The organism is Streptomyces minutiscleroticus, from assembly GCF_014650875.1.
Taxonomy (GTDB): Bacteria; Actinomycetota; Actinomycetes; order Streptomycetales; family Streptomycetaceae; genus Streptomyces; species Streptomyces minutiscleroticus.
In genome coordinates this window covers 1-13,663 of the sequence record NZ_BMVU01000106.1, presented here as the reverse complement: position 1 = coordinate 13,663, position 13,663 = coordinate 1, and the positions used below count along the sequence as shown (strand labels likewise).

Annotated in this window: 10 protein-coding genes and 2 pseudogenes; 9 read left to right on the top strand and 3 right to left on the bottom strand. The window is 71.3% G+C overall.

Annotated elements, in window-relative coordinates:
* A pseudogene (locus IE271_RS38820) lies at positions 1 to 543 on the top strand (transposase family protein); the annotation flags it as partial.
* Between the two features lie 55 nt (positions 544 to 598).
* Here IE271_RS38820 and IE271_RS38815 read toward each other — a convergent pair.
* Positions 599 to 1,309 carry a TetR/AcrR family transcriptional regulator gene (locus IE271_RS38815; RefSeq protein ID WP_190195162.1) on the bottom strand — a complete coding sequence of 237 codons (711 nt, stop codon included), beginning with the start codon at positions 1,307 to 1,309 and terminating at the stop codon, positions 599 to 601.
* Positions 1,310 to 1,417: 108 nt separating this feature from the next.
* Between IE271_RS38815 and IE271_RS38810 the strand changes: the two genes are divergently transcribed.
* Together IE271_RS38810 and IE271_RS38805 are read left to right on the top strand one after the other, a co-directional pair.
* Positions 1,418 to 2,587 (top strand): alpha/beta hydrolase family protein, encoded by a 1,170-nt coding sequence (locus tag IE271_RS38810; RefSeq protein WP_190195161.1) that lies wholly within the window; start codon positions 1,418 to 1,420, stop codon positions 2,585 to 2,587.
* A gap of 1,092 nt (positions 2,588 to 3,679) precedes the next feature.
* Positions 3,680 to 4,222: a hypothetical protein gene (locus IE271_RS38805; protein WP_229919908.1), complete on the top strand. Its 543-nt coding sequence runs from the start codon at positions 3,680 to 3,682 to the stop codon at positions 4,220 to 4,222.
* Between the two features lie 379 nt (positions 4,223 to 4,601).
* Here IE271_RS38805 and IE271_RS38800 read toward each other — a convergent pair whose 3' ends face one another.
* Positions 4,602 to 5,315 (bottom strand): GntR family transcriptional regulator, encoded by a 714-nt coding sequence (locus tag IE271_RS38800; protein WP_190195160.1) that lies wholly within the window; start codon positions 5,313 to 5,315, stop codon positions 4,602 to 4,604.
* A 95-nt stretch (positions 5,316 to 5,410) separates the two neighbouring features.
* Here IE271_RS38800 and manD point away from each other — a divergent pair, with 95 nt between their 5' ends.
* The 6 genes and pseudogenes from manD to IE271_RS38770 all read left to right on the top strand — a co-directional run bounded on the left by manD (position 5,411) and on the right by IE271_RS38770 (position 12,404).
* Entirely contained in the window at positions 5,411 to 6,643 is a 1,233-nt protein-coding gene (gene manD / locus IE271_RS38795; RefSeq protein WP_229919907.1) for a D-mannonate dehydratase ManD, read from the top strand.
* A complete protein-coding gene (locus tag IE271_RS38790) occupies positions 6,640 to 8,103 on the top strand; it encodes a mannitol dehydrogenase family protein (RefSeq protein ID WP_190195158.1) in 1,464 nt (487 codons plus the stop codon). The genes manD and IE271_RS38790 overlap by 4 nt, the downstream gene beginning before the upstream one ends.
* Positions 8,104 to 8,188: 85 nt before the next feature.
* A complete protein-coding gene (locus tag IE271_RS38785; protein WP_190195157.1) occupies positions 8,189 to 9,583 on the top strand; it encodes an MFS transporter in 1,395 nt (464 codons plus the stop codon).
* Positions 9,584 to 9,631: 48 nt separating this feature from the next.
* The gene (locus tag IE271_RS38780; protein WP_229919906.1) at positions 9,632 to 10,714 is read left to right on the top strand and encodes an L-idonate 5-dehydrogenase; all 1,083 of its coding nucleotides are present in this window, start codon (positions 9,632 to 9,634) and stop codon (positions 10,712 to 10,714) included.
* 49 nt (positions 10,715 to 10,763) lie between these two features.
* Positions 10,764 to 11,783 carry a sugar kinase gene (locus tag IE271_RS38775; protein WP_229919905.1) on the top strand — a complete coding sequence of 340 codons (1,020 nt, stop codon included), beginning with the start codon at positions 10,764 to 10,766 and terminating at the stop codon, positions 11,781 to 11,783.
* A gap of 49 nt (positions 11,784 to 11,832) precedes the next feature.
* Positions 11,833 to 12,404, top strand: a pseudogene (locus tag IE271_RS38770) (bifunctional 4-hydroxy-2-oxoglutarate aldolase/2-dehydro-3-deoxy-phosphogluconate aldolase).
* 206 nt (positions 12,405 to 12,610) lie between these two features.
* Here IE271_RS38770 and IE271_RS38765 read toward each other — a convergent pair.
* Complete coding sequence (locus IE271_RS38765) at positions 12,611 to 13,141, bottom strand: hypothetical protein (RefSeq protein WP_190195156.1); 531 nt, start codon at positions 13,139 to 13,141, stop codon at positions 12,611 to 12,613.
* Between the last annotated feature and the right edge of the window lie 522 nt (positions 13,142 to 13,663).

Below are 13,663 nucleotides of genomic sequence, written 5' to 3'. Positions count from 1 at the left end.
GCCGAAGTCGTCGACCTCCTTGCCGCCCTGGCACCCACGCTCAGACAAGCCGTCCGCGAAGCGTCAAGGAAGGCGTTCGTCCTGCTCGACGGCACCCTGCTGCCGATCGACCGGATCGCCGCCGACCGGCCGTTCTACTCAGGCAAACACAAGAGGCACGGCATGAACGCCCAGATTCTCGCCGACCCGGCCGGCCGCCCGCTGTGGGCTTCACCCGCCCTGGCCGGTGCCATCCACGGCCTCCGCGCCGCCCGTGAACACGGCATCCTCGACGCCCTCGCTTCCGCAGGCATCCCGTGCTGGGCGGACAAGGGCTACCAGGGCGCCGGACCGGCCGTCCGCGTGCCGTTCCGGGGCCGATGGGAGAACCTGTCCGAAGGCCAGCAGACCGTGAACCGCTCGCAGGCCAAGATCCGGGCCCTGGTCGAACCTGCCGTCGCCACCCCCAAGAACTGGCGGCTACTGCGCAAGCTCCGGTGCAGCACCACCCGCATCACCAGCCTCGTCCAGGCCGTCCTCACCCTCCACCTCACCTGCTCAAACCGAGGTTGGAAAAGGCTCGATGCCTCCACGGCCTGGTGTCCGGTCGTCGACTTGCTCACTTGGCGTCTCTCCGGCCTGGTGTCCGGTCGTCGACTTGCTCGCTTGGCGTCTCTCCCCCGATCAGCAGATCCGCCGTCGATTGAACACTCCCCGGTTCAACGGTCGCCTTCAGTGCCGCGAGGGTGGCGGCGGTCAGTGTTTCGAGGTAGTCGTCGCCACTGCGCTTGCCCAAGATCATCATGCGGAAGGCGAGAGGTGCGATGAGGAGGTCGGTGGCGACTTCCATGTCCAGGGTGGGCGGGAGTTCGCTGTGCTCGATCGCGCCTTGCAGGATGGCGCGTGCCGCGAGCCGCCGTGGCGCGGCCACTTCCGTGTGCAACATCTGCGCCAGGGCGCTGTCGCGGCGGGACTCGGCGAGCAGTTCGGCCCCGATCAGGGCGAGGAGCGGATTGGCCAGCTGGCTGCGGTAGGCCGCGAGAAGTTCGCGCAGATCAGTGCGCAGGTCACCGGTGGCCGGTGTGTGGGGGAGTGTTTCGGTGACCTTGCTGCGGACCAGCTCTGTGATCATCGCCTGCTTGGAGGGCCAACGCCGGTAGAGCGCGGCCTTGCCCACGCCGGCGCGCCGGGCCACCGCTTCCATCGACAACCGTGTATAGCCGACATCGGCGAGTTCGGCGAAGGCCGCCTCAGTGATCGCTTCGGTCACCCGCTCCCGCAAGACCGCCCCGCCGGTCGCCGGCCGGCGCTTCTTCTGCTGCGCTGTCATGTCTTGAAGCATACCGAACGGAACGGCACCGTTCCATTGGTCGTGCTACAGTGGGTGGAATGGAACGGATGGGTTCCGTTCCATTCCATTCGTGGAAAGGAGCCGGTGATGAAGTTCCTCTACGACGACGAGTCCTTCTCCTTCGAAGCGCTGCGGGCTGCGGGCTATGCCGCCTACGGCGGCGCCGACCTGGGCGAGGTCCTGGTCACCTGCCGAAAGATCCCCGAGGGGGACGAGGAAGCCTGGTCGGCCCAATGGGGCGCGACGGCGGCGCGCGTCGAGCGCATCGGCCGGGACGCGCTGGCCGCCGGCCACCGGGTCAGCGCCCGCGAGGCACTGCTGCGCGCGTCCAACTACTACCGGACCGCCGACTTCTACCGTCGCGAGGACCCCGCCGCTGACACGGAGTCGGAGCGGCTGGCCATGGCCTCGCAGCAGACGTTCGCCGATGCGGCCGCCCTGCTCGACACCCCGGCCCGCGCCGTGCGTATCCCCTACGAGGACACCACGCTGCCCGGCTACCTCTTCTTCGCCGACGATTCGGGCACCCCGCGTCCGACCCTGATCTATCACGGCGGGTACGACTCCACCCTTGAGGAGAACTACCTGGCCCTGGCCGCAGGCGCGCTGCGGCGCGGCTACAACGTCCTCACCTTCGACGGCCCTGGCCAGGGCAGCACCGTTCGGGACCTGGGCCTGCACTTCCGGCCCGACTGGGAAGCCGTGGTCACCCCGGCCGTCGACTTCGCGCTCACCGTGCCCGAGCTGGACGCCGAGAAACTCGTGCTGGTCGGCACAAGCCTCGGCGGCTACCTCGCCGCCAGGGCGGCTGCCTTCGAGCACCGCATCGCCGCGTGCGTGCTGCACGACGGTGTCGACGACTTCCACGAAGTCGTGAAGGCGTTGGCCGCCCGCGCCGCTGCGACGCCCGGCGGCATCGAGGAGATGATGGCGCAGGACACCCAGGTGCGCTGGGTGGTGCGCAACGGCCGGTGGACCTTGGGTGTTTCCGATCTCGACGAGCTTGTCAAGGCGAGCGAGGCGTACACCATGGCGGGCATCGCCGACCGCATCGCATGCCCGACGCTCGTCCTGGACGCCGAGAACGACCAGTTCTTCAAGGGGCAGCCCGAGCGCCTCATCGGCGAACTGACCTGCCAGAAGGAACTGATCCTCTTCCGTGAGGACGAAGGCGGCGGCGAACACTGCCACGAGGGTGCCATCTCCCTGTTCCACCAACGCACCTTCGACTGGCTCGACACCCTGCTCGCCCACTGATCCCGCAGGGCGGACTGCAGATCAGGTCGAATCCTGCCGGAGCGGCTGCGGATCGCCGCTCCGGCAGGCGAGCACCGAGCATCCAGACCGTCCTGCCCGAACTCCCGACCCGACAGGTACGGCCCGGAGACCGTCGCGCCACCCTACGTCGGCACGGACGGCCTGCCGGCCTCCCCGTCGAGTACACGCAGAGCACCAGCCCGCTCACCGTCGACCTGGTCTCCAACAGGCTGCCGCTCATCGACGGCCGGGTCCCGGTCAGCGACGAACCCGTTGTGGGCGTCTGCCTCGACGAAGACATCATCAACGCCTACCGCGTCGAGGTGATGTACGGTCGGCAGTCTCGACTGCTGGGGCGTGCAACATCAGGACGACCCTTCCAGCAGCCGTTCGTGTGCACGCCCTGCGCGCCGCTGCTCCGAGGGTGCCGGCCTGTGCCCTGGCGGCGGGAGCATGGGCTTGCAGGGCCCGCACCGACATGTACAGCAGGATCAAGTCGGGCGCCAGAAATGCGGCGGTCAGGGGGACGTCTCCCACGAGGCCGACGCACGCGGCCAGCACCAGCAGACGTACGCCGACAGTCCTGAGAGGGTGGAGCCAGACGTTCCGCAGCGGGATCGTGCGCGTCTCATTCGCCACATGCGCCCGCACCAGCCACTACAAACACCGCGGACACACCCCCTAACTGTGATTGCAGTAATGGCACCGCGCCCGCTGTTCAGGGTCCCTTGCAAGATCGGGCTTCGCCCGGTTCGCCGGAGTGGCGCGGGAACGGGTGGAGTCTCCCTGTTCGGGCAGGGAGCGAACGCAGTGCAGGCACGGTCTCAGTGATCATGTGAGTGTCGAAGTCCCATGAACACCTGGCGAGTCCGTGCCTGCTCCTGCACCTTCCCTCATGCCCTCCCATCCGGGCCAACTGGCCCGGGCTTCTGCTCCGGCGCCGCTGGCTGACGCGGTGTGTCCGGCCCGGGTTCTGGGCCTGGTGCCTGATCCGCGAGGCGTCCGCGGCCGTCGCTGTCCACTGTCCGCGCTGGTGGCCGCCGCCGCGGCGAGTGTGCCGGCCGGCGCCCGGTCGCTGACCGCGATCACCGAATGGATGGCGGCGCCCACTGCCTCGCGCGGGTCAAGGCCAACCACCCCGGCCCGTTCGACCGCGTCCGCCGCCTGCCCCGGCGCGACATCGTCCTCGACCACTACGACCGCACCCGGGCCCACCACCGCCTTGAGAGCCGGCGCCTGAAGACGGCCGCCTTCGCCCACCTCGACCATCCCGACGCGGCCCAAGCCCTCCACGTCGTGCGCTGGAGGAAGGACTTCACCAGCGGCAAACCCACCATCGAGCGCGCCTACCCGATCACCGGTCTGCCGCCCGGCGCGGCGACCGGCACCCAGCTCGCCGCCTGGATCAGGGACCACTGGAAGATCGAAGATCTTCTCCATCACGTCCGCGACCGTACCTTTCGCGAGGACGACTCCACGATCCACATCGGCCGTCTCCCACGCATCATGGCCAGCCTGCGCAACCTCGCCATCGGCGTCCACCGGCAGGACGGCCACACCAACATCGCCGCCGCCCTACGCCGCACCGCCTGCGACCACTACCGTCCCCTGGCCTGCCTTGGTCTCACGGGATGAACCCGGACAGAACCTGATCATGCAATGGACCCTGACCGAGACAGCCGCCGCTGCGGCGCCGGTGTCGCCGCGCCCTCAGGGCACCGGACCGCTCACGAAGGAAGTCGTGCGCATCGACCTCGACACCTCGGCTGCGGACGCGGGCATTCCCGCGAACAGACCGGAATGCGCCCGCGGGTACGAGGACGCGCCGGCCGACTCCCAGCGATCGCGCGCCGTCGCCTTCATGGGTATGAGCACTGAGACTGACCCGGTCACCGAGACCCGGTTCAAAGCGCTGGCAGGTGAGCTGCGCGAACGTGACCGGCAGCAGCTCCGGCGGCAGGAAAACAGCTACGCGGACGACGGAACGGCAGCGGCCGCTGAGGTCCCGGCTCGGTCACTCCCAGACGACGACGTTCCGTCGTACCGGGGCCGCGCCGCTGTTGGAGGCGAACAGTTCAGGGGAGCGGGACCGGATCTGCTCGATGTCCTCGAAGACCGCCCGCAGGTGCCTGCGCATACGACTGCGTGCCCGCTCGACGTCGTTGTCGAGGACCGCCTGGAAGATCTCCTGGTGCTGGTCGGCGAAGACCGCCGGCGAGCCGGCCTCGTACAGCCCCAGACGGCGTGCGCGGTCGAGGTGGCCCTTGGCCGAAGCGACGGTGGACCAGGCGCGGCCGTGGCTGCTCAGCCCGAGCAGTCCGCGGTGGAACTCCTCGTCCAGCGTGAAGAACTCCTCGACGTCGATGCCGGGCCGCTGCTGGGCTGCGAGGTTGTCGCGCAGTTCGGCGACGAGGTCGGCGTCGAGGTCGGCGGGCAGGTCGTCCAGTGCCGCCAGTTCCACGGCCTCACGCAGGAACTGGGCGTCGGCGACGCGCTCCGGGTCGACGCGGGAGACGAACGATCCCACCTGCGGGAACACCTGCACCAGGCCCTCCTCGGCGAGCAGGATGAGACTTTCGCGCACCGGGGTGCGGCTCACTCCGAGCGCCGCGGCCAGCTCGTTCTCCGACAGGGCGCTTCCCGGGGGCAGTTCGAGCGTGAGGACCTGGCGCCTGAGCGTCTCGTGGACGACGCGTCGGTTGGTGCGCTGCCTGCCTGATCCAGCCATGCACTCACTGTAGTCGACAGCCCTGAAGTGCCGGTGCACTCGCCCTGCACTCCTTGACCGCCCTGAGCGACTGATGCTTGTATACCAGTACTGTTATGCCAACTCGGGAAGTCGGGATCGTGAGCAAGATCGAACGCGCCGAGGTCTTCGTGGCCTCACCGGGCCGCAACTTCGTCACCCTGCGGCTGACCACGTCGGACGGTGTCACCGGTCTCGGGGACGCCACCCTCAACGGACGCGAACTGGCTGTCGCCTCCTACCTGCGCGACCACGTCGTACCCCTGCTGGTCGACCGCGACCCGGCCAACATCGAGGACATCTGGCAGTACCTGTACCGAGGGGCGTACTGGCGCCGAGGACCGGTCACCATGACCGCCGTCGCCGCCGTCGACACCGCCCTGTGGGACATCAAAGGCAAGGTCGCCGGACTCCCCGTCTACCAGCTCCTCGGCGGCCGGTCCCGCGACGGCGTCCTGGTCTACTCGCACGCCAGCGGCACCGACACCGCCTCCCTCCTCGACGATGTCGCCCGCTTCCGCGACCTCGGCTACAAGGCGATCCGCGCCCAGGCGGCGGTGCCCGACGCCGGCGCCAGCTACGGCGTGCGCAAGGGCACCGTCTACGAACCCGCCGCCCACTCCCTGCCGGACGAGCAGCCCTGGTCCACCGAGGCCTACCTCGACTTCGCGCCCACCTACCTCGAAGCCGTCCGCGACCGCTTCGGATTCGGCTTCCACCTGCTGCACGACGTGCACCACCGGCTCACACCGATCGAGGCCGCCCGGTTCGGCAAGCGGGTGGAGGACTGCCGGCTGTTCTGGATGGAGGACCCGACCCCCGCCGAGAACCAGGAGGCGTTCCGGCTCATCCGGCAGCACACCACGACCCCGGTCGCGGTCGGCGAGACGCTCAGCTCGATCTGGGACGTCCAGCACCTGATCACCGAGCAGCTCATCGACTACGTACGCACCACCGTCGTGCACGCCGGCGGCATCACCCACCTGCGCCGCATCTTCGACCTGGCCGCGCTGTACCAGGTGCGCACCGGATCCCACGGCGCCACCGACCTGTCACCCGTCACCCTCGCGGCGGCCGTGCACGTCGACACCGCCGTCCCCAACTTCGGCATCCAGGAGTACATGCCGCACGTCGCGGAGACCATGGAGGTCTTTCGCAGCGAAGTCCGCTTCGAGGACGGCATGCTGCACGCCGGAGACGAACCCGGTCTGGGCGTCGAGTACGACGAGAAGGCCGCCGAACGCTTCCCCTACGAACCGCGCTACCTGCCCGTCGCACGCCGCCTGGACGGCTCGGTGCACGACTGGTGAGCACCGACACCCGCCCCGCCCCCGCACGGCTGAGCCGCGCCGCCCTCCCACTCCTCACGGCCGCGCTGCGCCCCGCCGTCGACCCGGCGGAACTGCGTACCCGAGTCGTCCACTTCGGCCTCGGCGCCTTCCACCGCGCGCACCAGGCCGTGTACACCGAGCATGCGGCCGCCCGGTCCGGCGAGCCGTGGGGCATCACCGCCGTCGCGCCCCGCTCGGCCGACACCGTACGGGCCATGCACGACCAGGACTGCCTGTACTCGCTCACCGAACGACGTCCGGACGGCCCCGTCCCCAGGGTCGTGGGCTCGGTCGTCGGCGCCCTGGCCATGCGCCCGGACGCCGAGGCCGTCGACGCACTGCTCGCCGACCCCGAAGTGACGGTCGTGACGCTGACCGTGACCGAGAAGGGCTACCACCGCTCGGCCGCCACCGGCGGTCTCGACCCGACGGCGGCCCCCGTCGCCGCCGACCTGGCGGCCCCTCCCGGGGCGCCGCTGACGACGGTGATCGGCCGGCTGGCCACCGGTCTCGCCGCACGGATGCGTACGGACGCACCTCCCGTCACGGTCGTCTCCTGCGACAACATGGCGGACAACGGCGCCGCGTTGGCCCGGGTCGTACGGGACTTCGTGCGCGCCTCGGCCTGGCCGGACCGGGAAGCGGTGCTGGAGCGGATGGCCTCGGCCGTCGCGTTCCCCGCCACGGTGGTGGACCGGATCGTGCCCGCCACGAGCGAGGCCGACCGGGCGCCGGCCACCGTCGCACTCGGTTTCCACGACGCGTTGCCGGTGGCCGCTGAGCCCTACCGGAGCTGGGTCCTGGAGGACTCCTTCGCGGCCGCCCGGCCGCGCTGGGAACTGGACGGCGCCCTGTTCGTCCCGGACGTCGCGCCTTACCAGCTGACCAAGCTCCGACTCCTCAACGGCGCGCACTCCGCGCTGGCCCACCTCGGCACCGTCGCCGGGCACACCACCATCGCCGACGCCCTCGCCGCCGACTGGGGCGAGCGCCTGGTGCGGGCCCTGTGCGCCGAGGTCGCCCCGACCCTGCCGGCGGGTGGTCCCGACCCGGTCGCCTACGCGGACGACCTGGTCGTCCGGTTCCGCAATCCGGCGATGCGGCACCTGCTGCGCCAGATCGGCTCCGACAGTTCACTGAAGATCACTGAACGCTGGTTGCCGGCCCTGCGGTCCCTGCGTGCCCACGGCCGCGAAGCCCCCGTGCTCGAGCTGGCCCTCGCCGCCTGGGCCCTCAGCACCCGGCCCGGGTGCGACGCGTTCACCGACCCGGCGGCGGACGAGCTGGCCGCCTGCTGGCGGTCCGACGGCCACCCTGCCGCCACGGTGCGTGCGCTGCTGCGCGTCGTGGGCGCGGACGACCTGGCCGACGACAGCGCACTCGTCACCGCCGTCACGGCCCGGCTCCCCGCCCTGCGGGCAGGCCACGTCGACATCTGACGACGTCCGGCCCGTACCGCCCGTCCCGTTCCGGCGAGCCCCTCACGCACAGCCGCCCTCCACTTCCCGAACAACGGAGTTCACGATGAAGGACAGCGTCACCACCGCGCCACGACCAGGGCTTGCTCAGCGCACCACCCGCGACCTGGCACGGGCCGCCGTGTCGGGCTGGCTCGGCACGGCCATGGAGTTCATGGACTTCCAGCTCTACTCGCTGGCCGCGGCCATCGTCTTCAACAAGCTCTTCTTCCCCGACGTCAGCCCCGCCATCGGCCTGATCGCCGCGATGGCCACCTACGGAGTCGGCTACGTCGCCCGGCTCGCGGGCGCCGTCTACTTCGGACGCATGGGCGACCGGATCGGCCGCAAGAAGGTGCTCTTCCTGACCATCCTGCTGATGGGTGTCTCCACCACTCTCATCGGCGCCCTGCCCACCTACGCCACCATCGGCATCCTCGCCCCGGTCCTCCTGGTCGCCCTGCGGCTGATCCAGGGATTCGGAGCGGGCGCGGAGATCGCCGGAGCCACCGTGCTGCTGGCCGAGTACGCCCCCGCCAGGCGGCGCGGCCTGGTCGCCTCGCTGGTGTCGCTCGGCACCAACTCCGGCACACTGGCCGCCTCCGGCCTGTGGGCGATCCTGCTCGCCGCGCTCAGCGAGGAGCAACTGCTGTCCTGGGGCTGGCGGCTGCCGTTCCTGCTCAGCTTCCTCCTGATGATCTTCGCCGTGTGGCTGCGGCGCGGCCTGAAGGAGAGCCCCGTCTTCGAGGAGCGCGCCGACGTCGTGGACGGTGTGGCACTGGCCCACGACGAGGTCGAGTCCGCCGTCGCCGTCCGGGACGGCGACGGGAGCGACGTACTGGCCGCCGGTGTCCGTCAGCGCAAGGGCAAGGCGTTCTTCCTGGCGCTCGGTCTCCGCTTCGGCCAGGCGGGCAACTCCGGCCTGGTGCAGACGTTTCTCGTCGGCTACATCGCCACCAACCTCGCCGTCGGCCGGTCGGTGCCCACCGACGCGATCCTGTACGGCTCGCTCCTCGGTTTCGTCACCGTGCCGGTGATCGGCATGCTCGGCGACCGCTTCGGGCGCCGGACGCTCTACCTGCTGATCACCGCACTGACGATGGTCCTCGCCTTCCCCCTGATGCTGCTGATCGCCTCCGGCTCCACAGCCGGCGTGATGCTCGGCATGGTGCTCGGCCTGAACGTGGGCGTGCTCGGACTGTTCTCCCTGGAGAGCGTCACCATGGCCGAACTCTTCGGCGCACGGACCCGGTTCGTCCAGCTCGCCGTGGCCAAGGAGATCGGCGGAATCCTCGCCACCGCGATCGGCCCGGTGCTGGCGGCCACCCTCACGGCCGTCACCGGCAGCTGGTGGCCCATCGCCGCGATGCTCGTCGTCTACTCGCTCATCACCCTCATCAGCGCCTACCTCGCCCCCGAGACGCGCGGACGCGACCTGGTCCGACTGGAGGACGCCGCATGAGGGCCATCTCGAAGGACACCGCATGAGGAACGACCCGAAGGACATCGTATGAAGACCGGGACACCGGCCGAGCCCGCGCGGACGGCCGCCGAGACCCGTATGAAGGCGGTCGTCGTGCACGGCGCCGGGGACCTGCGCGTGGAAGAACGCGACCGGCCCGAGCCCGGGCCCGGGGAGGTGCTGCTCGCCCTCGAATGGGGCGGTATCTGCGGCTCCGACATCGCCTACTGGAAGAAGGGCGCCTCCGGCACCGCCTCGCTCGCCCACCCCCTGGTGCTGGGCCACGAGGTCGCCGGCCGGATCGCCGCCCTCGGCACCGGTGTGCACGGGCTGCACGAGGGCCAGCCGGTGACCGTGCACCCGGCCGAGCCGGTCGGCGACGGACGCTTGCCCGACCGGATCGCCGGTCGCACCAACCTCCACCCGCGCGTCCGCTACTTCGGTTCTGCGGCTTTCACCCCGCACACCGACGGCGGGTTCAGCGAGTACCGTGCCGTGCGCGCGGCGCAGATCCGGCCGCTGCCCGAGGGGGTCGGCACCGAACAGGGCGCCCTCGCCGAGCCGCTGGCGGTCGCCCTGCACGCGGCCGGCCGGGTGCCCGACCTGCGGGGTCGCACGGTGCTGGTCAACGGCTGCGGCCCCATCGGCTGCCTGGTCGTCGCCGCCGCCCGGCTGCGCGGAGCGGACACGGTCGTCGCCGCCGACAAGCGCGCGTCCTCCCTCGACCTGGCGCACGCCATGGGCGCCGGCGAGATTCGGGACCTGACCGCCGGCCAGACGTTGCCCGAGGACGTGGACGTGGTCTTCGAAGCCTCCGGCGCCCCGGCCGCACTCGGTCCGGTGCTGCGGGCCGCGGCACGCGGAGGCACCGTGGTACAGGTCGGCAACCTGCCCGGCACGGCCGCGCCCGCCGTCCTCGGCGACCTGGTCACCCGGGAGATCACCTGGATCGGCTCCTACCGCTTCGTCGAGGAGATCGACCACGCGCTGCGCGCACTGGGCGACGGCCTGGACCTCTCCCCGCTGATCACCCACCGTTTCCCCCTCGACCGCGCCGAAGACGCCTTGACCGTGGCCGCCGACCCCGCCAGCGGCAGCGGAAAGGTCCTGCTGCGCCTGTCCGCCGACTGAACGAACCGGCACACCCCCGAGATCCGCCCCGTCCGTCAGGAGACGTTCCGTGCCCTTGTCCCCCCTGCCCCGTGCCGCCGACAGCGGCGACGAGGCCCCCGACGTGGTGTGCGTCGGCGAGACGATGGCCGTCCTCGGCCCGTACGACGACCATCCGCTCGCCGGACAGTCCACGGTGCGCCTGGCCATCGGCGGCGCCGAGTCCAACGTCGCCTGCGCACTCGCCGGTCTCGGGCACCGCGCCGCCTGGCTGAGCCGGCTCGGCGACGACCCGTTCGGCCACCGCATCCTCGTCGAACTCAACACGCGCGGCGTCTGCGTGGCCGGTGTGGAGACCGACAAGGAACGGCCGACCGGCGTCTACTTCAAGGACCCCGGCCCGCACGGCACCCGCACCTACTACTACCGCAGCGCATCGGCCGCGACCCGGATGGGACCGGAGCTGACCCGGCTCCCGACGCTCCGCGAGGCCCGCGTCGTCCACCTGTCAGGCATCACGGCGGCGCTCTCCGAGACCTGCGCACAGCTGCTGGAGGCGATAGTCGCCCGCCGCGCCCTGGGCCGTCCCGCCGAGGGAGGCCCGCTCGTCTCCTTCGACGTCAACCACCGCCCGACGCTGTGGGCGACCCGTCCCGCGGAGGCCGGGCCCAGACTGCTGGCGCTGGCCCGCGCGGCCGACCTCGTGTTCGTCGGCCGGGACGAGGCGGAGACACTGTGGGGCACCGGCACGCCCGCGGACGTCGCCGAACTGATCGGTGCCGGACCCGTGGTGGTGGTCAAGGACGCCGGACACGGGGCGACCTCGTACGCCGACGGGACCGCGACCCACGTACCCGCGCTGCCCGTCGAGGTGGTCGAACCGGTGGGCGCGGGCGACGCCTTCGCGGCCGGCTACCTGGCGGGGCTGCTCGAAGGCCGCGCCGAGCGCCACCGGCTGCGCCTGGGCCACCTGGCCGCCGCGGCGGCCCTGCGCACCAGGGACGACGTTCCGCTGATGCCCACCCGGCAGGAGACGGAGCACCACCTCACCGCGGACGACGCGGCCTGGGCGACGCCGGCACCGCGCTGACTCCCCGGCGCATCCGCTTCACCCCACGACGCCAAGAGCACCATCCATCATGTCAGCCGACTTCCTCACGCGCGTGACGAAGGACCAAGCGATCGCCGTCGTCCGCGCTCCGGGGATTCCCGACGCGGCTCGGCTGTGCGCGGCGCTACGGGCCGGTGGCATCCGGTGGATCGAGTTCACGCGTACGGCACCCGGCCTCGCCGCCCGTCTGCGCGGGGCGGTGGCGGCGAACGGCGACGGCGTCGGCGCGGGCACCGTCATGACCGGCGGACAGGCCGAGGAACTCATCGACGCGGGTGCCCGCTACCTCCTCACCCCGGATGCCGTCCCGAGGCCGAAGCAGCGTCGGCGGCAGGAGTACCCGCGGTGATGGGTGCGTCGACGCCGACGGAGATCGGCACCGCGCTCGACCTGCGGGCGGACGCGGTGAAGATCTTTCCCGCCTCCGCCTTCGGCCCGCGCCATCTGCGCGCTCTCGCGATCCCTTGCCCGGACGTGCCGCTGATCGCCCCGGGCGGGATGGACACGGACAACGCCACCGGTTCCCTCGCGGCGGGAGCCCGTGCGGTGTGCGCGGGCTCGCAAGTCGTACAGCCGGCTGTGGGGGCCGCGGGTGACTGACCGGAGGTCACCCGTAGAGCGCGCTCCTTCACCGCGGCGCTGACCGCGCAGCCCCGTCCGCCCGGCACCTACCGGACCGGTCGACCCCCGCCTGACGCTGGCCGGTCGACCCCGCTCTGACGCGCTCCACCACGACACCCGAAGCGCCGAACGGGCCGGCACCCCGAGCAAGTGTCCGGGTGACGACCAGACGGCAAGCACCACGATCACCCGATGGAAACACGCTCCGCCCGGCCGGCCCATTGCGGGCACCTGACCGTTCCGAAGAGCTGATCTTGTTGGGCGGTGTCGGCGCCGTTTCTGCCGGCCGCCCGGGACAGTGCCTCCTCCGCGTGTCCGATCAGCGCGTTCGACAGCACCGCGCGGTCCCTGGCCGACGCGAGAGCCTGTGCTTCGTACCAGGCGGGGTCCTCTCTGTCGGCCGGCCACGTCCGGTCGTAGGAGCGGCGCAAGGCCAGGATCTCCTGCCACGTCGCCTGTTCGAGCCTGACCATCGGCGCCGCGGCCGTGCGCCCCTGCGGCCCCAGGGCCCACCATGCCGGCACGCGGCACCATATGTGCTGACTCCAGGTCCGGCCGGAGCGCTGTTCGTCCTCGCCGGGAACCGGACTGAAGATCCACAAGCCGAACGGGATCTCCGCCGTGAACGGGAGGTAGGCGGTGCCTGATGCATACGGGGCGGCCCGGTGCCCCGGCTGCTTGCGGCGGCGCAACACCGTCCCCGGTACCTCCGCCACGGGCACGGTCCGCCGGTCACGGAGGGCGGCAGCGTAGTCGACGGCGTCGTCACCGAAACCGCGGCCCGACGGCCGGGTCACCTTCCATCCCCAGCCCGTCGGCGGACCGCCCGGGTCTGTCCCCGAGGCTGTCCAGTCCTCCCGGCCCGGACCGGGCACGTTCCCTCTCCTGCGCCGACGTGATCGTGCTCCCATCATCGAGCAGAAGACCCCGCAGCAGACGTCTGTTCGACAGATCAAGCCCGCCCACCCCCGCCCCCGCACAGTGCGGGCCGTTTCGTCCGGAGCAGTGCCGCCGGCTCCGAGCCGGGCGATACCGTGAAAGAACGGCACGCCAGATCCACCCAGGGAGCCCTCGATGAGCGAACAGCCGGCCCCGGCCAGCAGCACCCCCCGCCAGCAGCTGGATGCCGCGGCCGCCGACGCGGTGCGCGCCTACGCCGCCCGCACCCGCGCCAACGCCGACCGCCTCGCCGGCGTCCTGGAGGACATCGCCGCCAACGGCCTGCCCGCGGTGGAGGA